The organism is Bradyrhizobium sp. USDA 4516, from assembly GCF_054055915.1.
This window is the reverse complement of record NZ_JBSRXT010000001.1, coordinates 2,730,537-2,753,977: the sequence shown is the minus strand read 5'-3', so window position 1 is coordinate 2,753,977 and position 23,441 is coordinate 2,730,537. Positions and strand designations below refer to the sequence as shown.

The 23,441-nt window shown below is 65.3% G+C and carries 28 protein-coding genes; 10 read left to right on the top strand and 18 right to left on the bottom strand.

All coding sequences use genetic code 11. The features are described 5' to 3' along the window. Positions 1 to 150 precede the first annotated feature (150 nt). Together ACVI1L_RS12630 and ACVI1L_RS12625 are read right to left on the bottom strand one after the other, a co-directional pair. Entirely contained in the window at positions 151 to 555 is a 405-nt protein-coding gene (locus tag ACVI1L_RS12630; protein ID WP_057020960.1) for a hypothetical protein, read from the bottom strand. A gap of 176 nt (positions 556 to 731) precedes the next feature. Further along, positions 732 to 1,526 (bottom strand): hypothetical protein, encoded by a 795-nt coding sequence (locus ACVI1L_RS12625; protein ID WP_456785545.1) that lies wholly within the window; start codon positions 1,524 to 1,526, stop codon positions 732 to 734. Between the two features lie 116 nt (positions 1,527 to 1,642). Between ACVI1L_RS12625 and ACVI1L_RS12620 the strand changes: the two genes are divergently transcribed. Then, on the top strand, positions 1,643 to 2,677 hold the full coding sequence (locus ACVI1L_RS12620; protein ID WP_253588492.1) for an aspartate-semialdehyde dehydrogenase: 1,035 nt from the start codon (positions 1,643 to 1,645) through the stop codon (positions 2,675 to 2,677). 38 nt (positions 2,678 to 2,715) lie between these two features. Then, positions 2,716 to 3,276, top strand: a complete 561-nt coding sequence (locus tag ACVI1L_RS12615) for a TIGR00645 family protein (RefSeq protein ID WP_225645284.1) — start codon at positions 2,716 to 2,718, stop codon at positions 3,274 to 3,276. Between the two features lies 1 nt (position 3,277). On the opposite strand, the gene ACVI1L_RS12610 is transcribed toward ACVI1L_RS12615, so the two are convergent. Further along, on the bottom strand, positions 3,278 to 3,934 hold the full coding sequence (locus ACVI1L_RS12610) for a carbonic anhydrase (protein WP_168858194.1): 657 nt from the start codon (positions 3,932 to 3,934) through the stop codon (positions 3,278 to 3,280). A 143-nt stretch (positions 3,935 to 4,077) separates the two neighbouring features. On the opposite strand from ACVI1L_RS12610, the gene ACVI1L_RS12605 reads away from it, so the two are divergent. Continuing rightward, positions 4,078 to 4,956, top strand: a complete 879-nt coding sequence (locus tag ACVI1L_RS12605) for an HpcH/HpaI aldolase/citrate lyase family protein (RefSeq protein WP_229192521.1) — start codon at positions 4,078 to 4,080, stop codon at positions 4,954 to 4,956. A 56-nt stretch (positions 4,957 to 5,012) separates the two neighbouring features. Here ACVI1L_RS12605 and ACVI1L_RS12600 read toward each other — a convergent pair whose 3' ends face one another. The 3 genes from ACVI1L_RS12600 to ACVI1L_RS12590 form a co-directional block, all read right to left on the bottom strand. Then, complete coding sequence (locus ACVI1L_RS12600) at positions 5,013 to 5,801, bottom strand: hypothetical protein (RefSeq protein ID WP_253588493.1); 789 nt, start codon at positions 5,799 to 5,801, stop codon at positions 5,013 to 5,015. A gap of 93 nt (positions 5,802 to 5,894) precedes the next feature. Next, positions 5,895 to 6,497 carry a 3-isopropylmalate dehydratase small subunit gene (leuD, locus tag ACVI1L_RS12595; RefSeq protein ID WP_028336269.1) on the bottom strand — a complete coding sequence of 201 codons (603 nt, stop codon included), beginning with the start codon at positions 6,495 to 6,497 and terminating at the stop codon, positions 5,895 to 5,897. Positions 6,498 to 6,584: 87 nt separating this feature from the next. Further along, the gene (locus tag ACVI1L_RS12590; RefSeq protein WP_016847635.1) at positions 6,585 to 6,983 is read right to left on the bottom strand and encodes a metallopeptidase family protein; all 399 of its coding nucleotides are present in this window, start codon (positions 6,981 to 6,983) and stop codon (positions 6,585 to 6,587) included. A gap of 115 nt (positions 6,984 to 7,098) precedes the next feature. Between ACVI1L_RS12590 and ACVI1L_RS12585 the strand changes: the two genes are divergently transcribed. The 3 genes from ACVI1L_RS12585 (at position 7,099) to ACVI1L_RS12575 (ending at position 8,676) form a co-directional block, all read left to right on the top strand. Next, positions 7,099 to 7,425, top strand: a complete 327-nt coding sequence (locus ACVI1L_RS12585) for a hypothetical protein (protein ID WP_057020952.1) — start codon at positions 7,099 to 7,101, stop codon at positions 7,423 to 7,425. Positions 7,426 to 7,979: 554 nt separating this feature from the next. Beyond that, on the top strand, positions 7,980 to 8,213 hold the full coding sequence (locus ACVI1L_RS12580) for a hypothetical protein (RefSeq protein WP_057020951.1): 234 nt from the start codon (positions 7,980 to 7,982) through the stop codon (positions 8,211 to 8,213). A 127-nt stretch (positions 8,214 to 8,340) separates the two neighbouring features. Continuing rightward, positions 8,341 to 8,676: a hypothetical protein gene (locus tag ACVI1L_RS12575; RefSeq protein WP_253588494.1), complete on the top strand. Its 336-nt coding sequence runs from the start codon at positions 8,341 to 8,343 to the stop codon at positions 8,674 to 8,676. A gap of 77 nt (positions 8,677 to 8,753) precedes the next feature. On the opposite strand, the gene ACVI1L_RS12570 is transcribed toward ACVI1L_RS12575, so the two are convergent. Continuing rightward, the gene (locus tag ACVI1L_RS12570; protein WP_456783022.1) at positions 8,754 to 9,047 is read right to left on the bottom strand and encodes a DUF1330 domain-containing protein; all 294 of its coding nucleotides are present in this window, start codon (positions 9,045 to 9,047) and stop codon (positions 8,754 to 8,756) included. Positions 9,048 to 9,205: 158 nt separating this feature from the next. Between ACVI1L_RS12570 and ACVI1L_RS12565 the strand changes: the two genes are divergently transcribed. Next, on the top strand, positions 9,206 to 9,724 hold the full coding sequence (locus tag ACVI1L_RS12565) for a hypothetical protein (protein WP_253588495.1): 519 nt from the start codon (positions 9,206 to 9,208) through the stop codon (positions 9,722 to 9,724). Between the two features lie 125 nt (positions 9,725 to 9,849). Here ACVI1L_RS12565 and ACVI1L_RS12560 read toward each other — a convergent pair whose 3' ends face one another. The 6 genes from ACVI1L_RS12560 to ACVI1L_RS12535 all read right to left on the bottom strand — a co-directional run bounded on the left by ACVI1L_RS12560 (position 9,850) and on the right by ACVI1L_RS12535 (position 15,674). Next, entirely contained in the window at positions 9,850 to 10,059 is a 210-nt protein-coding gene (locus ACVI1L_RS12560; RefSeq protein WP_016847629.1) for a hypothetical protein, read from the bottom strand. 171 nt (positions 10,060 to 10,230) lie between these two features. Beyond that, positions 10,231 to 11,637, bottom strand: coding sequence for a 3-isopropylmalate dehydratase large subunit (gene leuC / locus ACVI1L_RS12555; protein WP_456783020.1), 1,407 nt, complete (start codon positions 11,635 to 11,637; stop codon positions 10,231 to 10,233). Between the two features lie 358 nt (positions 11,638 to 11,995). Beyond that, a complete protein-coding gene (gene rplS, locus ACVI1L_RS12550) occupies positions 11,996 to 12,376 on the bottom strand; it encodes a 50S ribosomal protein L19 (protein WP_018269387.1) in 381 nt (126 codons plus the stop codon). Between the two features lie 110 nt (positions 12,377 to 12,486). Beyond that, complete coding sequence (trmD, locus tag ACVI1L_RS12545; RefSeq protein WP_456783018.1) at positions 12,487 to 13,248, bottom strand: tRNA (guanosine(37)-N1)-methyltransferase TrmD; 762 nt, start codon at positions 13,246 to 13,248, stop codon at positions 12,487 to 12,489. A 9-nt stretch (positions 13,249 to 13,257) separates the two neighbouring features. Further along, positions 13,258 to 14,340, bottom strand: a complete 1,083-nt coding sequence (locus ACVI1L_RS12540; RefSeq protein ID WP_253588498.1) for a quinone oxidoreductase family protein — start codon at positions 14,338 to 14,340, stop codon at positions 13,258 to 13,260. A 134-nt stretch (positions 14,341 to 14,474) separates the two neighbouring features. Further along, entirely contained in the window at positions 14,475 to 15,674 is a 1,200-nt protein-coding gene (locus ACVI1L_RS12535; RefSeq protein ID WP_253588499.1) for an MFS transporter, read from the bottom strand. A 171-nt stretch (positions 15,675 to 15,845) separates the two neighbouring features. On the opposite strand from ACVI1L_RS12535, the gene gcvA reads away from it, so the two are divergent. Further along, a complete protein-coding gene (gene gcvA, locus ACVI1L_RS12530; protein ID WP_168858202.1) occupies positions 15,846 to 16,757 on the top strand; it encodes a transcriptional regulator GcvA in 912 nt (303 codons plus the stop codon). A 13-nt stretch (positions 16,758 to 16,770) separates the two neighbouring features. Here the strand turns inward: gcvA and rimM are convergent, their stop codons facing one another. From rimM to ffh, 3 genes are all read right to left on the bottom strand, one after another. Further along, positions 16,771 to 17,292, bottom strand: a complete 522-nt coding sequence (gene rimM, locus ACVI1L_RS12525) for a ribosome maturation factor RimM (protein WP_057020943.1) — start codon at positions 17,290 to 17,292, stop codon at positions 16,771 to 16,773. 18 nt (positions 17,293 to 17,310) lie between these two features. Beyond that, positions 17,311 to 17,643, bottom strand: a complete 333-nt coding sequence (gene rpsP, locus ACVI1L_RS12520) for a 30S ribosomal protein S16 (RefSeq protein WP_456783016.1) — start codon at positions 17,641 to 17,643, stop codon at positions 17,311 to 17,313. 85 nt (positions 17,644 to 17,728) lie between these two features. Beyond that, on the bottom strand, positions 17,729 to 19,276 hold the full coding sequence (gene ffh / locus ACVI1L_RS12515; protein ID WP_018269389.1) for a signal recognition particle protein: 1,548 nt from the start codon (positions 19,274 to 19,276) through the stop codon (positions 17,729 to 17,731). A 426-nt stretch (positions 19,277 to 19,702) separates the two neighbouring features. On the opposite strand from ffh, the gene ACVI1L_RS12510 reads away from it, so the two are divergent. After that, a complete protein-coding gene (locus tag ACVI1L_RS12510; protein ID WP_456783014.1) occupies positions 19,703 to 20,767 on the top strand; it encodes an MBL fold metallo-hydrolase in 1,065 nt (354 codons plus the stop codon). A gap of 145 nt (positions 20,768 to 20,912) precedes the next feature. On the opposite strand, the gene ACVI1L_RS12505 is transcribed toward ACVI1L_RS12510, so the two are convergent. Both ACVI1L_RS12505 and ACVI1L_RS12500 read right to left on the bottom strand, forming a co-directional pair. Further along, positions 20,913 to 21,653, bottom strand: coding sequence for an SIMPL domain-containing protein (locus tag ACVI1L_RS12505; protein ID WP_456783012.1), 741 nt, complete (start codon positions 21,651 to 21,653; stop codon positions 20,913 to 20,915). Between the two features lie 5 nt (positions 21,654 to 21,658). Further along, positions 21,659 to 22,363: a GyrI-like domain-containing protein gene (locus ACVI1L_RS12500; RefSeq protein ID WP_316395349.1), complete on the bottom strand. Its 705-nt coding sequence runs from the start codon at positions 22,361 to 22,363 to the stop codon at positions 21,659 to 21,661. Between the two features lie 183 nt (positions 22,364 to 22,546). Here ACVI1L_RS12500 and dapF point away from each other — a divergent pair, with 183 nt between their 5' ends. Further along, the gene (gene dapF / locus ACVI1L_RS12495; RefSeq protein WP_253638303.1) at positions 22,547 to 23,431 is read left to right on the top strand and encodes a diaminopimelate epimerase; all 885 of its coding nucleotides are present in this window, start codon (positions 22,547 to 22,549) and stop codon (positions 23,429 to 23,431) included. The last annotated feature ends 10 nt before the right edge of the window (positions 23,432 to 23,441 follow it).

The window sequence follows — 23,441 nt, the reverse complement described above, 5'->3', positions numbered from 1 at the left end:
GCGTAGCATCGAACTATGGTGTGCGCTTGCGCACCTGAGAATCTCGAGATTCCGGGTTCATCGCTGCGCGATGCCCCGGAATGACAGCACCAAAAATGAAAATGCCCGGCCGGAGCCGGGCATTTTCGTATCGGCTGCTCGCCGAAATTCTCAGTACAGCGGGAAATTCCGCGGATAGCCGCCGAGATCGGCCGGCGGGCTGAGCGGCTGGCGATCGATCGGGCGGTTGTTGTTCTCACGCGCGAACGAGGGATAACCGATCTCCGGCGGATAGGCGTAGTCGTTGAACTTGCGGTCGCCCGGCAGCACTTCGGTGCCGGCGTCGAGCCACGAGCGCGTGGTGACGTAAACGCGGGTGCGCGGACCCTGCTGATAGACCCGGTTCGGACCCTGCGCGCCGTAGTAGCGGCGGCCATCGCGGTCATACTGCTCCTGCTGCTTGCGCGTGCTCGGGCTCTGCGCGCTGGCTGCGGTCATGCCGAACGCGGTTGCGGTGACGGCAGCCGCGGCAAGCAACACCACGAGCTTGTTCGCGGCAGGGAATTCTAGGGTCATCGCATCCTCGTCATTACGGCCCCGTCGGGGCTGGCGCGTCCGCCAAAATCACTCGGAACACATTGTAGCCATGGTGGGGAGGCCGTCACTAGGTCAATTGCGCCACACCGGCCGAGATAATGAGTGTCCAAGCGCAAAAGTTTCATGAAAACCAGTGCTTTGCCACGGTCTCGCCATCAAAGGGCGCCGCGCAGGCGCGGGTTCTCGCTGCCCATGACCCAGTCGGCCGACAGGGCCGGCGCGCTGGAAGTAACGCAGTCGGTGCGCTTGAGCTCGGCATGCGCGAACAGGGCGGCGAGCCGCGGATCGTTGCCCGCGGCCAGCAGGGTCAGGCGGTTCAGCATGCAGATGATCGCGGCGCGCCGGGCCGGCAGGCTGGCGCCCTGGCAGGTCCAGCCGGAGATCCGGAGGTCAGGCGCGTCGGCCTGCTTGAGGAAGCCGAGGCAGGCGCGGTCGCCGTCCTGCCGCGCCGGGCGCAGCAAGGTGACGCTGCCGAACTTGCTGTCGACGATGCCGGCAGCCTCGAACTCGCGGACGCCGCCCGGGTGGAGCCGCCCGGCAATCTCGGTGACCGCAGGCCCCATGGCCTCGCCGCCGGGGCGATAGATTTCCAGCTCGGCGACTGTTGCACCGTTGGCATCGGCCCAACGGAAGGCGTCCTTGCGGCCGCCCTCGGGGTGCCGGAAGATCTCGTAAGTCTCTGTTTTATCTCGCAGATCGAGCTGGCTTACGGCAAAGGCCGGCGCCGTGCGGCCGGCCGGGCTCCAGCCTGCGGCGGCAGGGGCCGCCATCGCCGTTGCGTCGGGCAGTTGCTTCCATAGATAGTTGCCGAGGACGACGAACAGCGCGAGCACGGCGACATAGGCGAACAGCCGGGAGAGCGTGGCGTACACCTCGTCGACGAAGCTCGTCAGTGCTGACGGAATTCTCGTATGATGGGGCGCGGCCGGATCGGCCCGAAATAAACGCATCAAAACGCTCAAAAGCTACGCAACGTTGTCTTGACGGGGTTTCTCGCATAGAAGCGCTGCCTCTTCCCTTTCTGCAGCTTGCGGGGGAACGGGCATTTTTCGTCGGAGAGTGAACGATGGGTTACAAAGTCGCGGTGGTCGGAGCGACCGGCAATGTCGGGCGCGAAATGCTCAACATTCTCGACGAGCGCAAATTCCCCGCCGACGAGGTCGTCGTGCTGGCCTCGCGCCGCAGCGTCGGCATCGAGGTCTCCTATGGCGACCGCACGCTGAAGGTGAAGGCGCTCGAGCACTATGACTTCTCCGACATCGACATCTGCCTGATGTCGGCCGGCGGCTCGGTCTCCAAGGAATGGTCACCCAAGATCGGCGCCGCCGGCGCCGTCGTGATCGACAACTCCTCGGCCTGGCGCATGGACCCCGACGTGCCGCTGATCGTGCCCGAAGTGAACGCGGATGCGACCGCCGGCTTCACCAAGAAGAACATCATAGCCAACCCGAACTGCTCGACCGCGCAGCTCGTCGTCGCGCTGAAGCCGCTGCACGACAAGGCGACGATCACGCGCGTCGTGGTCTCGACCTATCAATCGGTGTCGGGCGCCGGCAAGGACGCAATGGACGAATTGTTCTCGCAGACCAAGGCCGTCTACACCAATGACGAGCTGGTCAATAAGAAGTTTCCGAAGCGCATCGCCTTCAACGTCATTCCTCAGATCGACGTCTTCATGGAAGACGGCTACACCAAGGAAGAGTGGAAGATGATGGCGGAGACCAAGAAGATCCTCGATCCGAAGATCAAGCTCGCCGCCACCTGCGTACGCGTGCCGGTCTTCGTCGGTCACTCCGAAGCCGTCAATGTCGAGTTCGCCAATCCGATCACGGCGGACGAGGCGCGCGACATCCTGCGCCGCGCGCCGGGCTGCCTCGTGATCGACAAGCACGAGCCGGGCGGCTACGTCACGCCCTATGAGGCTGCCGGGGAGGACGCGACCTATATCAGCCGCATCCGCGAGGACGCGACGGTGGAGAACGGCCTGTCGTTCTGGTGCGTGTCGGACAACCTGCGCAAGGGCGCGGCGCTCAATGCCGTGCAGATCGCCGAAGTCCTGATCAACCGCAAGCTGATCACCGCCAAGCAAAAGGCGGCATAAAAGCTGCCGCGGGAATACGGCGTCAGGAAGCGCGTGGCATGGCGGAAGCGGAACAACCGGGGACCTATCGGCCCAATCCGACGCTGAAGCGGGTTGAACGTCGTTTCGAGAACCTGCTGTTCAACAGCCGTTGGCTGATGGCGCCGTTCTATTTCGGCCTCGTCATCAGCCTCGCGGCGTTGCTGTTCAAGTTCTGCATGGAGCTGTGGCACTTCATCCTGCATGTGCCGGATGCCAAGGAATCCGACATCATTCTCGGCGTGCTGGCGCTGATCGACATCTCGCTGACCGGCAATCTGATCCTGATCGTGGTGTTCTCAGGCTACGAGAACTTCGTCTCGAAGATCGATCCGGAAGGGCATCCGGATTGGCCGGACTGGATGACCAAGGTCGATTTCGGTGGCCTGAAGCAAAAACTGCTGGCGTCGATCGTCGCGATCTCGGCGATTCAGGTGCTGAAGGCGTTCATGAACCTCGATACCGCGTTCGACCCCAGCAAGCTCGCCTGGCTGGTCGGCGTGCACCTGGTATTCGTGGTGTCGTCCTTCATGCTCGCGATCTCCGACCGCTGGGGCAGCGGCCATCACGGCAACGAGTAGATTACTGGTCTGATTTCAGCTCGTCGCGGACGCTGATGAATTCCTTCGCGACCCGGTCGAGCACGAACAGCGAGCCCTCGGCGACGCCGAAATAGGCACCGTGCAGCTGCATCTCGCCGCTCTCGACGCGTTCGCGCACGAATGGGAACGTCATCAGGTTCTCCAGCGAGCGGAACACCGCGGCCTTCTCGATGCGGACGACGAAGTCCTGCATGGTCTCATGCTCGCGTTGCTCGACGATTTCGCCGGGCTTGATGAACATCTGCATCCATTTGCCGATGAAGTCGCCGGGCGTGAGCGGCTTGATCTTGTCGACGAAGGCGCGGATGCCGCCGCACTGCGCGTGGCCCAGCACCACGATGTTCTTCACCTTCAAAACGGTCACGGCATATTCCAGCGCGGCCGAGACGCCGTGGGCGTTGCTGTCGGGCTGATAGACCGGAACCAGATTGGCGATGTTGCGGACCACGAACAACTCGCCGGGGCCGGCGTCGAAGATCACCTCCGGCGAGACGCGGGAGTCGCAACAGCCGATCACCATCGTCTCGGGAAACTGGCCGCGCTCCGAGAGATCCTGGTAGCGCGACTGCTCGGTCGGCAGCCGCTGGGTCGCGAACGTCCGGTAGCCGTCGATCAACTGCTTCGGAAAGAATTTCATGGCCTCTGGCTAACCACATGCGGGTAACGGGAACAAGACTTTCGGCGTGTGGCCTGAGATGATACGGCAGCGTTGAAGAATGGTTCCCGCCCGATGCCTAAACAATGGCCACCGGCGGAGCCCGAGCCTCCAGGAGAATGTCGATGACCCGTCCGCGCCGCAGCTTGTTGTTCATGCCGGGATCGAATGCACGGGCGCTGGAAAAGGCCCGGACGCTGCCGGCGGACGGCATTATCCTCGACCTGGAGGATTCCGTTGCCCCCGACGCCAAGGCCACAGCCCGGGAGCAGATCGCCACGGCGGTCGCGGCCAAGGGCTTTGGCAAGCGCGAGGTGCTGATCCGCATCAACGCGCTCGACACGCCCTGGTGGGTCGACGACATCGGCATGGCCGGCAAGTCGCAGCCGGACGGGATCCTGGTTCCCAAGATCTCGACCGTCGACGATCTCAACGCCGTCGCCGATCGCCTCAGCGACATCAATGCGCCTGCCTCGATCCGGGTCTGGGCGATGATCGAAACCGCGCGCGCGGTGCTCGACGCCGACAAGCTGGCCGCGGCATCGAAGGATTCCGAAACCCGGCTCGCCGGCTTCGTGTTCGGGCCGAACGACATTGCCCGCGAAACCCGGATCCGGATGAAGCCGGGCCGCGCGGCGATGATTCCGATGATCACGCATTGCATCCTGGCGACCCGCGCGCACGGGCTCGAGATCCTCGACGGGCCCTATAGCGACATCAGCAATGTCGACGGCTTCGCGGAGGAATGCGCGCAGGGCCGCGATCTCGGCTTCGACGGCAAGACGCTGATCCATCCGAGCCACATCGATGCCTGCAACGCGATCTTCACGCCGCCGGAGGCCGAGGTCGCCGAGGCGCGCAAGATCATCGCCGCCTTCGAGAAGCCGGAGAACGCCTCGCGCGGCGCGATCCAGCTCGACGGCCGCATGGTCGAGCGCCTGCACGCCGAGATGGCCAGGCGCACCATCGCGATCGCCGATGCGATCGCCGCGATGGGGCATTAGCCCTGCGAAGCGTCTTCCCTTCTCTCCCTGTGGGAGAGGGTGCAGCGGTGTTTGCGTTACGCTCCAAATCTCTCCGCCGCCCACGCGTAGAGGCTGCCCGGGATCGGCGCCTCCTTGCCGCGCCCTTTCGGCGAGATGTGCAGGCCGATGATCCCGGGATCGTTCAGGTAGCGCGAAAAATCCGACGGCTCGAAGAACAGCTTCGGCTCGGCATGCACGGCGTAGAATGATCGCTTCGGCAGCGCGTGCTGCAATTCGCCTGCGCGGCGCGCCAGCGCGGTGAGCGCCGCCGGGCCGTAGATCGCGACACGGATGTCGGCGAGGCGATTGGACTTGCCGCGCAGCCGGCGCATCGCGAAGGTCAGGCGATGGCGCAGCGCCAGCCAGTCCGGGATCAGCTCGTCCTGCTGCATCAGCGCCTCGAACGCGCGCACGATTGGATCGTCGGTCGGCAGATACAGCACGGAGTTGCCGAGCTGCCGCGGCCGCTCCCAGGCAAAATAGGGCTTGGCCGGATCGAGCTCGACGCCCTTCAGCAGCAGCACGTCAGCGTCGAGCCAGAGACCGGCGCGCCGCGCCATCAGCCGCATGCGGAAGAAGTCGCTGAACTGCAGCATGGTCCAGTCGCGCCACGAGCCGTCGGGCTCCGCCGGGCGCAGCTTCTCCGCGAACGAATGCGGCAGCACGGCTTCGGCTTCGGCATTGCCGATACCGTCGGGCAGGCCGGGAATCGGATCGAAACTGTAGACGGTGACCTTGTGCCCCGCCGCCGCCTGCGAGCGCAGGCAGGTCTGGCGCAGCGCGTCCATCGAGCCGTGCCAGAAGGTGACGATGTCAGGCAGCATGCGCGTCAGCTATCAGCGGGTTTGCGGCGAGCGAATTCGGCAAAGAAAAGCCCCGGCGCCTGACGGCACCGGGGCACGATGATGCGCTGAGCCTCAAGCCCAGGCGCGTTCCCTAAGCTTCGTCTCGTAGCTGTCGATCGACGATTTCTTTTCCATCGTCAGGCCGATGTCGTCGAGGCCGTTGATCAGGCAGTGCTTGCGGAACGGGTCGATCTCGAACTTGACCTTGCCGCCGTCGGGACCGCGGATCTCCTGGTTGGGGAGGTCGATGGTCAGCGTCGCGTTGGCGCCGCGCTCGGCGTCGTCGAATAGCTTGTCGAGGTCCTCCTGCGACACGCGGATCGGCAGGATGCCGTTCTTGAAGCAGTTGTTGTAGAAGATGTCGCCAAACGAGGTCGAGATCACGCAGCGGATGCCGAAGTCGAGCAGTGCCCAGGGCGCGTGCTCGCGGCTCGAGCCGCAGCCGAAATTGTCGCCGGCGACCAGCACCTTCGCGTTGCGATAGGCGGGCTGGTTGAGGACGAAATCCGGGTTCTCGCTGCCGTCATCCTTGTAGCGCTGCTCGGAGAAAAGCCCCTTGCCAAGGCCGGTGCGCTTGATTGTCTTGAGGTATTGCTTCGGAATGATCATGTCGGTGTCGACATTGATGATCTTCAGCGGCGCCGCGACGCCTTCCAGCGTGGTGAACTTATCCATCGGTGCTCTTCCCGGGCAAAAAATAGCGGATATCGGCCGGATGTTTATCGCGAATGTGACAGCGGTAAAAGGGCCATTTCTGCAGGGCTAGCCCGCATCGGCCTCAATCGCCTCCATATCGGCGTCGGAGAGGCCGAAATGGTGCCCGATCTCATGGATCAGCACGTGGCGAACGATGTGGCCGAGGGTCTCGTCGTGCTCCGCCCAGTAATCCAGGATCGGCCGGCGGTACAGCCAGACCAGGTTGGGCAGCCGGGCCACGTCGCTATGGCTCTGCTGCGGCAGGCCGATGCCCTGAAACAGGCCGAGCAGGTCGAACTCGCTCTCGGCCTGCATCTCGTCGAGCACCTCGTCGGTCGGAAAGTCGTCGACGCGGATGATCAGGCCCTCGCAGAGGGCCCGGAACGTCTTGGGCAGGCGCTCGAAAACCTCGTGCGCCATGGCCTCCATCTCGGCCAGCGAGGGGGCTTTTTCTGTGGTCCACATGACACTCCTTTAGCGCGAGTGCTATCGGCGGCGCCAGCGCAGTTGACCTTGGCGGCGCAATGGGAGACCGTGCCGCCCACGAATGGGGCTCAAGAATCGAGCTTGGGTGGGCGTAATGAAACGGATCGTGGCGACAGCGCTGTTGGCTGTAGCAGTCGGGCTCTCGCTCCCGGCGACAAAGGCGCAGGCACAGAGCGCGGCGGCTGAGGCGCGCGTCGGCGAGGCGGCACCGGTCGCGCGCACGCGCGTCGTCGAGCGCCGCCGGCTGAAGCGCGTGCCGATCTACCGGTCCCGGCCCGATCATTGGGAACCCGATGTCATCCCGCGCTACAACCCCGGTCCGAACGCCGTGCGCGACTGCACCGCGACCTATGTGCAGGAGCACCGGCCGAGCGGTACCGTGATCACGCCGCGCATGAACTGCTTCTGGCGGCCGGGCTAGTTACGCGTATGTCGGCGCGTTGCGCCGATCATCGCAACAGCCGCGATCAAACCTGTCGCCCATAAAACCGCCGCCGCCATCAGCATCCGCGTGCGATGGCTTGCGGTGCCGATGTCGTCGCCCGGTCCTTGGCGGCGAGCGCGACATCGCCGGGCATGATGGAACAGCTGAGCGCCGCGAGGGCTGTTCGAAGCAGCCACCTGCGTGCGCGTTTGTGTCATGGCAATCCTGCAACGGACAGAACGCGAGATACGACCATCGTCTATGTCGTTTGCACACCAACGCGAAAAATCGCGCGCAGTGCCGGAACCTGAAGCGCGCCGGCAGCATTCATGTTCGTGGCGCAGTCATTCACTTCCCATTCACGTCGTCCGCATTCTGCTAGCGATCTGCGTCGCGGCAACGGCGTCGATTCGAAAGCTGAAGCGTTTTCCAGCGGAGCCTGTCCCGCGCGTGATGCGGGACGGACACCGGTTCGCGTGAGGAAAACGCGTCAAGCAGAAGTTCAAGTCGTCGCTGCAAGACGTGACATCAAAGGATCAAGGAGACAATTCATGAAGGCGATGAAGGTTCTGGGGCTCGCGGCTGTCGGTGCCGTGTTGGTGTTGGCGGCGCCGGCCGAGCGTGCAAGCGCGATGTCGCTCGCCACGCCGGGCACAGCCGCCACGGTTCAGGACAACGCGAACCAGGCGACCACGCAGGTACGCTGGGGTGGGCGCGGGTGGCATCGTGGCTGGCATCGCGGACATCACCGCGGCTGGGGGCATCGTCGCCACTGGCGCCGTTGATCGCGCGGCGTATTAGCGCAGTTGAGACACAGGCCCGTGAGCAGCGGGCCTGTTGTCGTTCTCAGCCATCAAACCGGCAGATTCGCCCACGCGAGATGATATCCATCGCAATCTGCAGGAGTTGATCATGATGAGATGGATCGGTGTCGCGGCTGTCGCTTGTACATTCGCGTTGACGGCGCCGGCATCGGCAACCGCCGCGGCATCAGCCCAGCCGCAGGCCGCGGCACCGCAGCGGCAAGTAGGCAAGGCAACGGATATCAGCGCGCAGCGCTATCATCATTACCATCGTCGCCACTATCACTACGGCTACCGTCCTTATTACCGGCCGTACTACCGGCCCTATTCCTATTATCGGCCGTACGGCTCCTATTATTTAGGGCGGCCCTATTACTATCGGCCGTACCCCTATGCTGCGCCGGCGCCATTCACCTTCGGCTTCGGGTTCGGCCCGTTCTGGTGATGCACGCAGTCGCGCCGTGCGCGACATCAGCCGTGCAACAAGAGAGCAGCTCTCCGATCGGAGCTGCTCCGTCCGCCTCAGGGCGCGAAGCCCTTCGCCAGCAGCACAATGCCCTGCGCACCCGCCTTGCGATCCCTGGAGATCTCGACATATTCGGGCGACTCCGACCAGGCGCGGAATGCGGCTTCGTCAGGGAATGACATCAGCACCAGCTTGTCGCGATCCCAGCTGCCCTCGAGCACCGCGGGCTGTTCGTCGGCCGACAGCAGGCGTCCGTTGAACTTCCTGAATACGTCGAAGAAGCGCGCCTGATACCGATCATAGGCGGCGCGATCGGTCATCTTGAGTTGCGCGATCACATAGACAGTCACTGACGTTTCTCCCGGACGTTTCGCCGCAGCGTTTTGCGCGTTCATGGCGCATTCACTCAGCGATTTCTAGCGTCATGCCGGGAGCGACTGCAATGAACGCAATGAAACCGGCTGCCATGCAGCTTGGTGCTCGTTGCCGTTGTCAGGGAGGTTCAGAGATGAGGGAGAGCTATTTGCGGCGCGGATTGGTGCGCCGTCTCGGCGTTGTGGCGGCCGCTGTCTTCGCATTGTCGGTTGCTTCGCAGCAGCGCGCCGAAGCGCTGTCGCTGGCAAGCCCGGCCGCCGCGCCCGCGGCAAGGTCTGCGGCCGATGCCATGACGACCCAGGTCCGGCACGGCGGTGGCGGCCACGGCGGCGGATTTCACGGCCGCGGCTTCCGTGGTGGCGGCTTCCGCGCCGCGCCGGCGTTCCATGGCGGCTATCGCTATGGCGGCTTCCATCGCCATTATGGTGGCTACCACCGCTTCTACGGCGGCGGTTACCGCTACGGCTATCGGCCCTATTACCGCCGGCACTTCCATCACCGGCGCTTCTTCTACGGATCGTCCTACTATTACCCGGCCTATTATCATCACCGCCGTTGCCGGGTGGTCTGGACCTATTACGGACCGCGCCGGATCTGCCGGCCGTGGTGGCACCACCGCCACTACTGGCGGCCGTATCGCGTCTATTGGTAAAGTTTGAAATGACAGCGGGCGCCTCACGGCGCCCGTCTTGTTGGGTCCCTCTCTTTGCGCGCTGGAGCGTGTTCGAACGAAGTGGGCGCCGCTTCGCGTGAAGAAAACGCGTCAAGAAAGGGGCGTTAGTCCCAGTTCTTCAGCTTCCAGGACTTTATCTTCCACGGCGTCAGGTTTTCCATCCGCCATTGCGTCCAGCGCTCCGGCGGCCAGTGGCTGAGGCGCGAGGTTTCCTTCACCTCGGGAAGCGGATCGATGATGCGCGCCACGGCACGACGGCGCTTCTGGCGCGTCGCGTCGCTGATCATGTCGACGAATTCGGGTTTATCGGCCACGGCACGCGCTCCTTGCGAAGGCTTGTTTTCGCAAGGAGGCAGTGTGCGTGCGCCCCGTTAACGAGCCGTTTCCGAAACGGCTCGAGCTTGAGACGAAGCAATAGCGTTTTCGAGCGAAGTGGCCTCGGTTCGCGTGAAGAAAACGCGTCAAAAAAGAATCTGGCGCGTACCTTACCGCCAGTCGCGGACGTCGACGAAGTGGCCGGCAATCGCGGCGGCCGCGGCCATCGCGGGCGACACCAGATGGGTGCGGCCCTTGAAGCCCTGGCGGCCCTCGAAGTTGCGGTTCGAGGTCGAGGCGCAGCGCTCTTCCGGCTTGAGCTTGTCCGGGTTCATCGCAAGGCACATCGAGCAGCCCGGCTCGCGCCAGTCGAAGCCGGCCGCGATGAAGATCTTGTCGAGGCCTTCGGCTTCCGCCTGCTCCTTCACGATGCCCGAGCCCGGCACGATCATCGCGTTGACGTTGGCGTTGACGGTTTTGCCCTCGGCAATCTTCGCGGCAGCGCGCAGGTCCTCGATGCGGCCGTTGGTGCAGGAGCCGATGAAGACGCGGTCGAGCTTGATGTCGGTGATCTTGGTGCCGGCGGTCAGGCCCATATATTTCAGCGCGCGATGCTTGGAGATGCGCTTGGCCTCGTCGGCGATCTTGTCGGGATCGGGCACGAAGCCGGTCACCGAGATCACGTCCTCAGGGCTCGTGCCCCAGGTGACGATCGGCGGCAGCTTGGCCGCATCGAGCCGGATCTCGTGGTCGAAATGCGCGCCCTCGTCGGAGCGCAGCGTCTCCCAGTAGCGCATCGCGGCGTCCCAGGCGGCGCCCTTCGGCGCCTTCGGGCGGCCGCGCAGGAAATCGAACGCCTTCTGGTCGGGCGCAACCAGGCCGGCGCGCGCGCCGCCTTCGATCGACATGTTGCAGACCGTCATGCGGCCTTCCATCGAGAGCGCACGGATCGCCTCGCCGGCATATTCCAGCACATAGCCGGTGCCGCCGGCGGTGCCGATCTCGCCGATGATCGCCAGGATGATGTCTTTGCCGGTCACGCCTTCGGGCAACTTGCCGTCGACGACCGCGCGCATGTTCTTGGCCTTCTTCTGGATCAGGGTCTGCGTCGCCAGCACATGCTCGACCTCTGACGTGCCGATGCCGTGCGCGAGCGCGCCGAACGCGCCATGCGTCGAGGTGTGGCTGTCACCGCAGACGATGGTGGTGCCGGGCAGCGTAAAACCCTGCTCCGGGCCGATGACGTGGACGATGCCCTGACGCTTGTCGAACTCGTTGTAATACTCGATGCCGAATTCCTTGGCGTTCTCCGCCATCACCCGCATCTGCTCGATGCTTTCAGGATCGGGGTTCGGCTTCGAGCGGTCGGTGGTCGGGATGTTGTGGTCGACGACGGCGAGTGTCTTCTCAGGTGCGTGCACCTTGCGGCCGGCGGCGCGCAGCCCCTCGAACGCCTGCGGCGAGGTCACCTCGTGCACCAGGTGGCGATCGATATAGAGCAGGCAGGTGCCGTCGTCGGCCTCGTGGACCAGATGGTCGTTCCAGATCTTGTCGTACAGGGTTGTCGGTTTGGACATGAGCTTCAGCTCCAGAAGAAATTCGGTGGTGAATGGCATGAGCGCGTCTTAAGCGCGCGGACAGGCGAAAGCGTCCAGGCAGCGTTACGCTGCGCGTCTAAGCTCTGATGTTGCCGACGTCGCAAAGCGCCCGAAGAAGCGGCCGGGCAGCCGCGAGCGATCGTCGATCACGACGCGCTGGCAGGTCTGACTTGGACAGCGCTGGCTTGCTTGATCCGGAACCATTCTAAATTTCTAACACAGGGCTCGCGCCCGCGACAATCGATCGATGCGCGGGCCTGTCCGTCAGATAGGTATGCCGCAACAAAAAAGCGCGGGGCAGGCCCCGCGCTTTTGGTCACATCCCCTGAGGGAAACGTTACTCGCCAACGGCGGTCTGGCGGTCCTGCTTCTCGACGATGCGGGCCGACTTGCCGCGCAAGTTGCGCAGATAATAAAGCTTGGCGCGACGAACCTTGCCGCGACGCACGACCTTGATCGAGTCGATCATCGGCGACATCACCGGGAAGACGCGCTCGACGCCTTCGCCGTAGGAGATCTTGCGCACGGTGAAGCTCTCGTTGAGGCCCTGACCGGAACGACCGATGCAAACGCCCTCATAGGCCTGCACGCGGGTACGCTCGCCTTCGACCACCTTCACGTTGACGATGACGGTGTCGCCGGGGCCGAATTCCGGGATATCCTTGGTGGCGGCGAGCTTGTCGAACTGCTCTTTTTCGAGCTGCTGAATAAGGTTCATCGAAATCTCCATCGGCGGCGCGCCCAGCCTGTATGGGGGCTGCGCAAACGTCCATCTATCCTGCGCGGGTGCGGATTTGGCCGCCCGTATAAGGCAAAGCGCAGGGTTTGTCACCCGTCTGTCGTGTTTTTTGTCCCTCGCCGAGCGGCTTTTTGGCCGGCCTTGCGGGCCCAGAGATCGGGCCGCCGGGCCGCCGTCAGGGCCTCGGATTGGGCCAGCCGCCAGGCCGCGACCTTGGCGTGATCGCCGGAAATCAGGATTTCCGGGATCTGCCTGCCCTCGAACTCCTGCGGGCGGGTGTATTGGGGGTATTCCAGTAGTCCTTCGGAAAAGCTTTCCTCGGTTCCCGAGGTCTGCTTGCCCATCACCCCTGGCAACAGGCGGACGCAGGCGTCGATCAGGGCCATCGCGGCGATTTCGCCGCCGGACAGCACATAATCGCCGATCGAGACCTCCTCGAGGCCCCGCGCCTCGATCACCCGCTGGTCGATGCCCTCGAAGCGGCCGCAGACGATGAGGGGGCCGGGGCCGGCCGCAAGCTCCGCGACCTGGGTCTGGGTCAATGGCCGACCGCGCGGGCTCATCAAGAGGCGCGGACGGTCAGGCGCGATATCAGCGGCGTCGATCGCCGCCGCCAGCACATCGGCCCGCAGCACCATGCCGGGGCCGCCGCCGGCCGGCGTGTCGTCGACGCTGCGGTGCTTGTCGGTGGCCGAGGCCCGGATGTCGCGCGCTTCCAGCGCCCAGAGTCCGCCAGCCAGCGCCTTGCCGGCGAGGCTCACGCCGAGCGGCCCCGGAAACATGTCTGGGAACAGGGTCAGCACGGTGGCGCGCCATGGTGTCGCCTGGGCTGTGGTGTCTTGCGATGTCATGGCCTCTGGTTACGGCACCACGGCCGTGAGGTCGAGGCTCTGCATCATCGCGGCCGCGTCCACCGCGCGTCGGAAGTCGGCAAGCTTGAAAGTCGCGACATTGATCTTGCGCAGGTCCAGCAGGCCTTCGGCGGCGAGGCCGGCGAGCTGGCCTGGTGCCGTGCGGTCGTACATGAACTGCCCGACCACCTCCCAGTCGTTGGCCAGCATCTCGCGGAACGAGAGTTCGAGCGGCACCTCGGCGCTGCCCATCAGCACCATCCGGCCGCCACGCCTGAGCGCGCGCAGGGAGGACAGCGTGGTCGAGGTGCTCTTGGCGGTGCCGAGCAGATCGAGCGCGACATCGGCGCTGCCGCCAGCGGCGCGGCGGATGACCGCAAGGTCGGCTGCGGCATCGCCGCTGACGACGGCGGGAATGACGCGAGGGCCGAACGCGTCGCGCAACTGCTCGAGCGCGGCCTCCTTGCGGCCGACGGCGACGACGCGGCCCGCGCCCATCGCGACCGCGAGCATCACGCCGCCCGAACCGAAATAGCCGGTCGCGCCGTTGACAATGATGGTCTGCCCGCCGCGCAGGCCGGAGCGCTGCAAGCCGCCGAACGGCACGATCAGTTTTGCGAGCCCGATCAGCTCGGTCGCCGGCTTGTCGTCGAGATTGGCAAGTGGCGTAACGCAGGCGGCCGGCCAGTGCGCGATCTCCGCGAATACGCCGTCGCGCCAGCGCGCCTGCAATGCGAGCGCCTCCGGCGTCGTCACCGTGGCGGTGAGGCCGATCAGGATCTGCGGCGGATCGCGATCCGGCACGTCGCCGCGCAGATGCGGGCTCAGGAACACGCGGTCACCGCTTTGCACGTGCGTGACGTTGTCGCCGGCGGCGACGACGCGCGCGATCGCGTTGGTGCCCGGCACGAACGGCATCGGTGGCAGGCTGTAGGGCAGTGCGCCGGACAGCAGCCTGTTGGTGTAGGACAGCACCATGCCGGCTTCGATCCGCACCACGACGCCATCGGGCGCGGGCATCGGCGTCGTGACATCCTCGAAGCGCAGATCGTTGTGGGCGTGCAGCCGCCAGGCCTTGTGCGTGCTTGTCATTGGGATGCTCCGTGAGACCATTGCTTAAGTAGCCCGGATGGAGCGAAGCGCAATCCGGGAATCACGCAAGCAATGACGAGCGGCTCCGGATTGCGCTGCGCTTCATCCGGGCTACGGGCTAACCCACGTTATGGTCACGCCGTCGTCGGATCGTCAGCGAGATGCCGCGCGAGCGCGACGGCAAGCGGACAGATCGCCAGCGCCGTGAGCGCGGTTGCTGCGGTCGCGAGCGACGGGCCGAGCGCGTCGCCAAGCAGGCCGTAGATAACAGGCGCGATCGCGCCCGATCCGATCGTTCCGGTATAGAACTGCGCGAAGGCGCGCTCGGTCTGATGCGCGGGGGTGAGCTCGGGCACCGTGCCGTAGAGAACCGAGGAGGTGCCGTTGAGCATCACGCCGAGCAGCGGCAGCAGCACGATAGCGGGTGCGAGCGGCAGCGCCAGCACGGCTGCGATCAGCGCCGCCGTACCGCCTTCGGTGATCAGCACGGTGCGCAGCGTCCCGACCCGCGCGCCGAGCCAGCCGCATGTGAATTTTCCCGCAGCGCCGCCGATGAAGACCAGCGCCAGCGCAAGGCCGTTGGTCGGCAGCGAGGCGCCCTTGTCGCGCAGCAGGAACGGCAGGAAGGTGAGAAAGCCCATCCTGACCGCGGTGTCGAGAATTCCGATCGCGAGCAGGCAGTGAAAGCCGCGGCCTGTGCTGGCGCCGCGCGATGCTGATGCCGCCTTGTGCTCGGCGCCCTTGCCGACGGCCGGCATCCAGAGCGCAATGCAGACCGCGACGAGCAAGCCTGCGAGAGCGAGCACGAGCAGCGCGTGCCGCCACGACATGATCACCAGCAGGATCGAGGTCAGGGCCGGGATCGCCGCCTTGCCGAGATCGCCCGAGAAATTGTAGATACCGAGCGGCCCGCGCGCCGCTGCGCCATAGGCGCGCGACACCGCGGCGGAAGCGATCGGATGCTGCGTGCTCGATCCCGCGCCGGAGAGCGCGAGCGCCAGGCCGAGGCCAATGACACCGCCGGAGCATCCAGCAAACGCGTAGCCGACTGCGGACAGCGCCGTGCCCGCGATCAGAATCACCTTGCCGTCGATCCGCTCCGCGATGCGTCCGACCGGAATCTGCAGCCCGGCCATGGCGCCGGCATAGAGCCCGCGCAGCAGCGCCAGCAGGCCGTAGCTCAGCGCGAATTCGGCCTGCCAGACCGGCAGCAGCACGTAGATGACGTCGGTGTAGCCGTCGTGGAGGGCGTGGTTGAGCCCGGTCACGGTCAGGGTGCGGGTTGACCGGGCACGGTCGGGCCGCGTCGTGCCGGTTTCGGCCGACACGCTCATTGCCGCCCTCCAATGCAAGAAAATCTAAAGATTGCGCGGGCGAGCATCAGGAGGGGACCTCAGAAAAGAAAGCTATACAAGGAGCTTGCATGGCAGTATGCGCCGCCAAGGCGCTTGTCACAAATCAGTAATAATCGGATCATACGTTAGAAAATCTTGTATTGAGGGATCATGTTCGTCCCACGCCGCAGCCTGCCGCCGCTCAATGCGGTGCGTGCCTTCGAGGCCGCCGCACGGCTAGGCAGCTTCAAGGAAGCCGCCGCCGAGCTCAGCGTGACCCATGGCGCGGTCAGTCAGCAGATCCGCCTGCTCGAGGAATGGCTGGGCGCGCCGTCGCTGTTTCGGCGATCGGTGCGGCGCGTGGTGCTGACGCCGGCAGGCGCGGCATTGCTGGCAGAGTTCGCGCCCGCGCTCGACCGGATTTCCGCCGCCGTGCAGCAGCATCGCGAGCGGCGCGGCGATCTGGCGGTCGCGGTGTTGCGCGTCAATGCACTCGCGACCTTCAGCCTGCGCTGGCTGCTGCCGCGGATGAGCCGGTTTCGCGCCGAGCATCCCGATATCGAGGTGCGCCTGAGCACGTCGAACGATCCGGTGGATGCGCTGCCTGAATCATTCGACGTCGTGATCCGCGGTGGCCCCGACACCTTCCACGGCTTCTCGTCACGCTTCCTGGTGTCGGAGCGGAGATTGCCGGTATGCAGTCCGTCGCTATTGGCGCAGCTGCCGCTCAATGAGATCGCGGACCTCTCCAGGCACACGCTGCTGCATGTCACGTCGATGCCGCGGCTATGGCGCGACTGGCTCACCGAGGCCGGGCAATCCGCGCTGGAGCCGGCGGCCGCGCTGACCTTCGATCACTTCTATCTGACGATCCAGGCCGCGCTCGATGGTCTCGGCGTCGCGATGGGACCGACCGCGCTGATCGCGGACGATCTCGCGGCCGGGCGCCTGGTGACGCCGTTTCCGGATGTCAGCCTGCCGGCGCGGAGCTACTTCGCTTACTTCCCGGCGGGGCGCAGCAACGATCCGCACAGCGCGGTGTTCTGCGACTGGCTCGAGCAGCAGGGCCGGATGACGGGTTGAAGATTATTTTCGATCAGGCCGCCGACGGATCGTCGCCGTCGATTTCCTTGGGCAGGTCGATCACCACGCGGCCGCCGTCGAGATCGACAGTCGGCACCACGGCATTGGTGAACGGCAGCAGCATCGTCGCGCCCTGCGGCGGGGCGATCTCGATGATGTCGCCGGCGCCGAAATTATGGATCGCGATCACCTTGCCGAGCGGCTGCTCCGTCGTCGTCACCGCGGCGAGCCCGATCAGATCGGTGTGGTAGTATTCGCCGTCGTCGGTGTCCGGCAGCCGGTCGCGCGGAACGTAGAGCTCGAGCCCGTTGAGCCGTTCGGCATCATCGCGGCTGGCGACGCCCTTCAGCGTCACCACCAGATGGTCTTTGGCCTCACGCAGATGCGTGACCTCGAACTGGCGCGTGCCGTCCTTGGTCATCAGCGGACCGTAGTCCTTCACGGCCAGCGGATCTTCGGTGAAGGTCCAAAGCCTGACGGCGCCGCGCACGCCATGCGCAGCGCCGATGCGGGCGACACAGACCGGTGCAGCCACCGTGGTCGCCGTTCAGCCTTAAGCCTTGGCGGCGGCTTCGGCCTGCGCCTTGCGCTCCTTGCGCGGCACGGCCTTTTCCGGGTTGTTGCGCGGCGCGCGCTTCATGACGCCGGCGGCGTCGAGGAAGCGGGTCACGCGATCCGACGGCTGCGCGCCCTTGGCGAGCCAGGCCTTCACCTTGTCCATGTCGAGCTTCAGGCGCGACTCGTTGTCCTTCGGCAGCAGCGGGTTGAAGTGGCCGAGACGCTCGATGAAGCGGCCATCGCGCGGGAAGCGCGAGTCGGCGACGACGACGTGATAGACCGGACGCTTCTTGGTGCCTGCGCGAGCGAGGCGGATAACAACGGACATTCAGTTCTCCTTCAAAGGTCGATGTGTTCGATTGATTGGCATTCCGCGTCGCGCCGGCCGTATGCGAGCCGTCGCGACGAATTCCTCATTTCTTCTTGCCCGGGAAGCCGCCGAGGCCCGGCAGCATCGGCTTGCCGGAAAGGCCGGTCAGGCCCGGCACGTTCGGCAGGCCGCCGCGCAGCCCGGCCGGCAAATCCTTCGGCAGATTGGGCAGGCCGCCGCCGGCGCCGCCCTGCATCTTCTCGGCGAGCGCCTTCATCTCCTCGGCCGAGGGCGGCTTCATGCCACCGCCGAATCCCATCGCCTGCGCGATGCCGGCGAGCGGGCCGCGTTTGCCGCTTCCCATGGCCTTCATCATGTCGGCCATGTTCCGATGCATCTTCAGCAGCTTGTTGACGTGCTCGACGCTCTGGCCGGCGCCTGCCGCGATGCGCTTCTTGCGGCTCGCCTTCAGGATGTCCGGGTTCTTGCGCTCCTGCCGCGTCATCGAGTCGATGATCGCGACCTGGCGCTTCAAGATCTTGTCGTCGATGCCGGCCGCCGCGATCTGGTTCTTCATCTTGGAGATGCCGGGCATCATGCCCATCAGGCCGCCGATGCCGCCCATATTGGCCATCTGCTGCAGCTGCTCGCGCATGTCGTTGAGGTCGAACTGACCCTTGCGCATCCGCTCGGCGGTGCGCGCGGCCTTTTCGGCGTCGATATTGGCGGCGGCCTTCTCGACCAGCGAGACCACGTCGCCCATGCCGAGGATGCGGCCGGCGATGCGGTTCGGATGGAAGTCCTCCAGCGCGTCGGTCTTTTCGCCGGTGCCGATCAGCTTGATCGGCTTGCCGGTGACCGCGCGCATCGACAGCGCCGCGCCGCCGCGGCCGTCGCCGTCAACGCGCGTCAGCACGATGCCGGTGAGGCCGACGCGCTCGTCGAACGAGCGCGCGAGGTTGACCGCGTCCTGGCCGGTGAGGCTATCCGCGACCAGCAGCACTTCGTGCGGGTTGGCGGCGGCTTTGATCTCGGCCGCCTCCTTCATCATGTCTTCGTCGAGCGTGGTGCGGCCGGCGGTGTCGAGCAGCACGACGTCGTAGCCGCCGAGCTTGCCGGCCTCCAACGCGCGCCTTGCGATCTGCGGCGGCATCTGGCCGGCGACGATCGGCAGCGTCGGAATGTCGAGGTCGCGGCCGAGCACCGCGAGCTGTTCCATCGCCGCCGGGCGGTAGACGTCGAGCGAGGCCATCAGCACCTTGCGCTTGTCGCGCTGGACCATGCGGCGCGCGAGCTTTGCGGTGGTGGTGGTCTTACCGGAGCCTTGCAGACCGACCATCATGATCGGCACCGGCGGCACGGAGTTGATATCGATGGTCTGGCCGTCGGAGCCGAGCGTGGCGACGAGCTCGTCATGGACGATCTTCACCACCATCTGGCCCGGCGTCACCGACTTGACGACGGTGGCGCCGATCGCCTGCTCGCGGACCCGGTCGATGAAGCTACGGACCACCTCGAGCGCGACGTCGGCCTCGAGCAGCGCGCGGCGCACCTCGCGCATTGCGGCATCGACGTCCTTTTCGGTCAGCGCACCGCGCCCCGTCAGACGATCGAGAATGCCACCAAGCCGTTCCGACAGATTGTCGAACAATGCCGTTGTCCTCTTTTACCTCTCCCCGTCTGCGGGGAGAGGTCGCCACGCACTTGCGCGGCGGGTGAGGGGGTACAGGGCTATCCACACGCACAGTGCGCGGAGAGAGCCCCTCACCCCGACCCTCTCCCCGCAAGAGCGGGGCGAGGGAGAAGGAAATCCAAACACTTTCGCGCCCGAGGGCGCATCGCGCTGTCGGGCGTTGGCCTCTGGCCTCCAGGACCAGTCGGCGGGTCGAAAAGACGGAGCTTTCCGAGAAAGTGGCCGCGTTAAACGCCGCCGGGGCGGCAAAGTCAAGGAAAGTTTCGCTGAAATTCGCTCAGTATCGACCGTAAGGTACTGAAATCACGTCGATTTGCCCTATTGGTTCCGAATTCGCCGCTGCCACCCATATAACCGGAGCCTGCCTCCTATTCCGGAACCCGCGTGCTGATCACCCGCCGCCGCCTTCTCGCAACCTTGACCGGAGCCGCCGCCGCAATCGGCGTGCCCTCGATCTGGATGTCTCTTATGAAAACCTACGACGGCCCCGTCTCCGATCATTTCGACGGTCTGCACTTCTTCGATCCGGACGGCTCGCCGCCGAAATCGCTTGGTGAGGTGCTGCGCTGGCAGTTCGGGGGCGGCCGGAAGCGCGCAGTCTGGCCGGAATGGGCGCCGAGCCCCCATGCCGATACGCCGCCGCCCCGCGTCGAGGGCGACAAGGTGCGGCTCTGCTTTGTCGGTCATGCCAGCTGGCTGATCCAGACCGCGGGCCTCAACATCCTGTTCGATCCGGTGTGGTCGATGCGGGCCTCGCCGTTCAGCTTCGCCGGGCCGAAGCGGCACAACGATCCCGGCATCGCATTCGATAAACTGCCCAGGATCGATGTCGTGCTGGTGTCGCACGGCCACTACGACCATCTCGACGTCGCGACGCTGTCGAAGCTCGCGGGGGCATTTGGTCCTCGCGTGATCACACCGCTCGGCAACGACGTCACGATGCGCGCATCCGATGCCGCGATCAAAGCCGAGGCCTTCGACTGGCATCAGCGCGTCGAGCTCGGCAATGGCCTTGCCGTGACACTGGTGCCGACGCGGCACTGGTCGGCGCGCGGGCTGTTCGATCGCAACAAGGCGTTGTGGGCGAGTTTTGTTTTGGAGACGCCGGCCGGCAAGCTCTACATCGTTGGCGATTCCGGCTACGGCGACGGAGGACATTTCCGCCGGGTGGCCGAGGCGTATGGACCGTTGCAGCTCGCGATCCTGCCGATCGGCGCCTATGAGCCGCGCTGGTTCATGCGCGACCAGCACATGAACCCGGAGGATGCGGTGAAGGCGTTGGCCGATTGCGGCGCCGCCCAGGCGCTGGCGCATCACCACGGCACATTCCAGTTGACCGACGAGGCGATCGACGCGCCCGCGATGGCGCTTGGCGAAGCGCTCGACGCCGCCAAGGTGCCGCGCGGGAAGTTTGTCGCGTTGAAGCCCGGGCAGGTGTTCGAAATCTAAATGCTGTCGTCCCGGCGAAGGCCGGGACCCATTACCCCAAATATTAATTGTTGCGCGACGCTGGGGCCACGATTCCGTTCACAACCAAACTCGGTGGTAATGGGTCCCGGCCTTCGCCGGGACGACGTCAATTGGCTGCCTTGAATTACTTCTCCTTGATCGCCCAGGAGACGCTGACATTGACCGTCAGTGTTTCCTCGCCTTGCGCCACCGGCGTCGGCGCGGCGAAGCCTGCCGTCGCCATCTTGGGACGGAACACCGGGACCGGCGCCGAGCCGACCTCCGCAATATTCACGGGTGCGCCGAGCGTGACGCCGGCGGCCTTGGCGTAGATCTCGGCCTTGCGGCGGGCGTCGGCGATCGCCTTTTCGCGCGCCTCGTCGAGCAGCTTCGAGGCCTGTGACACCGAGAAATTGAGCCCGCCGATATCGTTGGCGCCGGCGCCGACCAGCACGTCGATGACGCTGGCGACCTTGCTTACATCGTGCAGCCTGATCGTGACGCGATTGCTCGCATGGTAGCCGACGATGCTGGGCGGGGCGTTCGGCGACGACGGCCCACGATTGGCGAATTGCGGCTGCAGCGACAGCCGCGAGGTCTGAAAGTCCTTCTCCGCGATCCCGGCGCCCTTCAGTGCGGCCAGCACCTTGCCCATCGTCACATTGTTGGCTTCGGCGGCTTCGCGTGCGGTCTTGGCGTCGGTGGTGACGCCCGCGTCAAGCTGCGCCTGGTCGGGCGGCGCCGACACGGTCGCCTCGCCGGTGACCGAAATCGCAGGCGGAAAGTCGTCATTGGCCAGTACGGGCGCAGCCAGCAGCGTGGTCGCGATCAGGGGGACGGCGAAGGAGAGGCCGAAGGGGAGGCCAAGGAGAAGGCGATGGGTCATCTGGCTCACTTCAGGGGTACGTAGACGTTGATCACAAGCTTGTCCTCCGCGGTCTTCAGCGGATCGGTGATGTATTCCTCGACAAAGGTGTCCTTGGCTTCGAGCTTCTTGTCGTCGAGGTGGTTGGTGATCGCCTCATAGGTGTTGTCCATGTTGTCGTAGGAACCGCGATGGACGAACTTCAGCGCCTTGCCGTCGGGCGAATTGCCCATGCTCATGTTCTTGCCGAGGTTCTTGACGTCCTGATCGACCGGGATCTCGGCGATGAAGGTGAAGCCGGTGTCGTCGGTCGAGGTGTAGACGATCATCGGATTGCCCGATGCCTTGACGCCGTCCTTGTCGAGCAGCGCGGTGAGCTGCTTGAACGCCTCGATCAGGGCGTCGAAGGCGGAATCCCAATTGGCCGTGCCCTTCAGCATCACGACCTTTTTCGGCTCCAGCGTGAACGGCTCGCCGAAGGGATCGGCGGTCTGCACCGGGGCGGCCGGCGCCGGCGCCGGGGTCTGCGCTGCGGCCGGGCTGTCGGCCGGCGACTTGGTCTCGGCCGGCGGGGGCACCGGTGTCGCCGACGGTGCAGGGGCAGGGGTCGGGCTCGCTGCGGGAGCGGGCGAGGCTGACGGCGACTGGGCAGGGGCCGGGCTTGCCAGTGCGATCGCGGCCAAGGGCAGCAGCGCGACCAGGGCCGCGCGGAGCGTGTTGATACGGTTCATTGGTTTTTCTCCATCCCCTGCCTCGAACGGCCGCTCGATCTGTCCCGGCGCGCGGTCCGCGAGGTGCGATATTCCTAACACGCAAGTTCTGCATTCGTCCCATGACAGATGTGTCATGGGGCCATTCAGGCTGGCTAACTGGCCACCACTCGCCATATAACCGGGCAGAATTTGGGAAAATCGATGAGCGCGCTCGCCAATCACGCATTCGCCAAGATGAACGGCATCGGCAACGAGATCGTCGTCGTCGACCTGCGCGATTCAGCGGCACAAGGTCGGGCACAGGTGTCGGCGGCGGAGGCGCGCGCCGTGGCTTCGCCGGCGGGCGTGCCCTATGACCAGCTGATGGTGCTGCAGCCGCCTCGGCTCGACGGCACCGAAGCGTTCATCTCGATCTACAACAATGACGGCTCGGAGGCCGGGGCCTGCGGCAACGGCATGCGCTGCGTGGTGCGGCGGATCTTCGAGAAGACCGGCCAGACATCAGCGACGTTCCAGACCCGCGCCGGCCTGCTCAATTGCTGGCAGGGGCCGGCGCCCGATCTCTACACCGTCGACATGGGCGCGCCGAAGTTCGGCTGGCAGGACATTCCGCTGGCTGAGGAATTTCGCGACACCCGCTACATCGAGCTGCAGGTCGGGCCGATCGACAATCCGGTCTTGCATTCGCCCTCGGTGGTCTCGATGGGCAATCCGCATGCGATCTTCTGGGTCGACGACGTCAATGCCTACGACCTCGAACGTTTCGGGCCGCTTTTGGAAAACCACCCGATCTTTCCGGAGCGCGCCAACATCACCCTCGCCCATATCGTCGATCGCGACCACATCACGATCCGCACCTGGGAGCGCGGCGCCGGTCTCACCAAAGCGTGCGGCTCGGCGGCCTGCGCGACGGCGGTTGCGGCGGCGCGGCTGAAGCGTGCCAATCGCAGCGTCGAGATCACGCTGCCCGGCGGCAAGCTCGGCATCGAGTGGCGCGAGCGCGACGATCACGTGCTGATGACCGGCACCGCCGATTTCGAATATGAGGGCCGCTTCGATCCGGCGCTATTCGCCAGCGTCGCTTGATCGGGCGTGA

Coding starts and splice junctions, on each gene's coding strand:
- ACVI1L_RS12630 (WP_057020960.1), bottom strand. CDS start 555: ATGACCCTAGAATTCCCTGCCGCGAACAAGCTCGTGGTGTTGCTTGCC.
- ACVI1L_RS12625 (WP_456785545.1), bottom strand. CDS start 1,526: ATGCGTTTATTTCGGGCCGATCCGGCCGCGCCCCATCATACGAGAATT.
- ACVI1L_RS12620 (WP_253588492.1), top strand. CDS start 1,643: ATGGGTTACAAAGTCGCGGTGGTCGGAGCGACCGGCAATGTCGGGCGC.
- ACVI1L_RS12615 (WP_225645284.1), top strand. CDS start 2,716: ATGGCGGAAGCGGAACAACCGGGGACCTATCGGCCCAATCCGACGCTG.
- ACVI1L_RS12610 (WP_168858194.1), bottom strand. CDS start 3,934: ATGAAATTCTTTCCGAAGCAGTTGATCGACGGCTACCGGACGTTCGCG.
- ACVI1L_RS12605 (WP_229192521.1), top strand. CDS start 4,078: ATGACCCGTCCGCGCCGCAGCTTGTTGTTCATGCCGGGATCGAATGCA.
- ACVI1L_RS12600 (WP_253588493.1), bottom strand. CDS start 5,801: ATGCTGCCTGACATCGTCACCTTCTGGCACGGCTCGATGGACGCGCTG.
- leuD (WP_028336269.1), bottom strand. CDS start 6,497: ATGGATAAGTTCACCACGCTGGAAGGCGTCGCGGCGCCGCTGAAGATC.
- ACVI1L_RS12590 (WP_016847635.1), bottom strand. CDS start 6,983: ATGTGGACCACAGAAAAAGCCCCCTCGCTGGCCGAGATGGAGGCCATG.
- ACVI1L_RS12585 (WP_057020952.1), top strand. CDS start 7,099: ATGAAACGGATCGTGGCGACAGCGCTGTTGGCTGTAGCAGTCGGGCTC.
- ACVI1L_RS12580 (WP_057020951.1), top strand. CDS start 7,980: ATGAAGGCGATGAAGGTTCTGGGGCTCGCGGCTGTCGGTGCCGTGTTG.
- ACVI1L_RS12575 (WP_253588494.1), top strand. CDS start 8,341: ATGATGAGATGGATCGGTGTCGCGGCTGTCGCTTGTACATTCGCGTTG.
- ACVI1L_RS12565 (WP_253588495.1), top strand. CDS start 9,206: ATGAGGGAGAGCTATTTGCGGCGCGGATTGGTGCGCCGTCTCGGCGTT.
- leuC (WP_456783020.1), bottom strand. CDS start 11,637: ATGTCCAAACCGACAACCCTGTACGACAAGATCTGGAACGACCATCTG.
- rplS (WP_018269387.1), bottom strand. CDS start 12,376: ATGAACCTTATTCAGCAGCTCGAAAAAGAGCAGTTCGACAAGCTCGCC.
- trmD (WP_456783018.1), bottom strand. CDS start 13,248: ATGACATCGCAAGACACCACAGCCCAGGCGACACCATGGCGCGCCACC.
- ACVI1L_RS12540 (WP_253588498.1), bottom strand. CDS start 14,340: ATGACAAGCACGCACAAGGCCTGGCGGCTGCACGCCCACAACGATCTG.
- ACVI1L_RS12535 (WP_253588499.1), bottom strand. CDS start 15,674: ATGAGCGTGTCGGCCGAAACCGGCACGACGCGGCCCGACCGTGCCCGG.
- gcvA (WP_168858202.1), top strand. CDS start 15,846: ATGTTCGTCCCACGCCGCAGCCTGCCGCCGCTCAATGCGGTGCGTGCC.
- rpsP (WP_456783016.1), bottom strand. CDS start 17,643: ATGTCCGTTGTTATCCGCCTCGCTCGCGCAGGCACCAAGAAGCGTCCG.
- ACVI1L_RS12505 (WP_456783012.1), bottom strand. CDS start 21,653: ATGACCCATCGCCTTCTCCTTGGCCTCCCCTTCGGCCTCTCCTTCGCC.
- ACVI1L_RS12500 (WP_316395349.1), bottom strand. CDS start 22,363: ATGAACCGTATCAACACGCTCCGCGCGGCCCTGGTCGCGCTGCTGCCC.
- dapF (WP_253638303.1), top strand. CDS start 22,547: ATGAGCGCGCTCGCCAATCACGCATTCGCCAAGATGAACGGCATCGGC.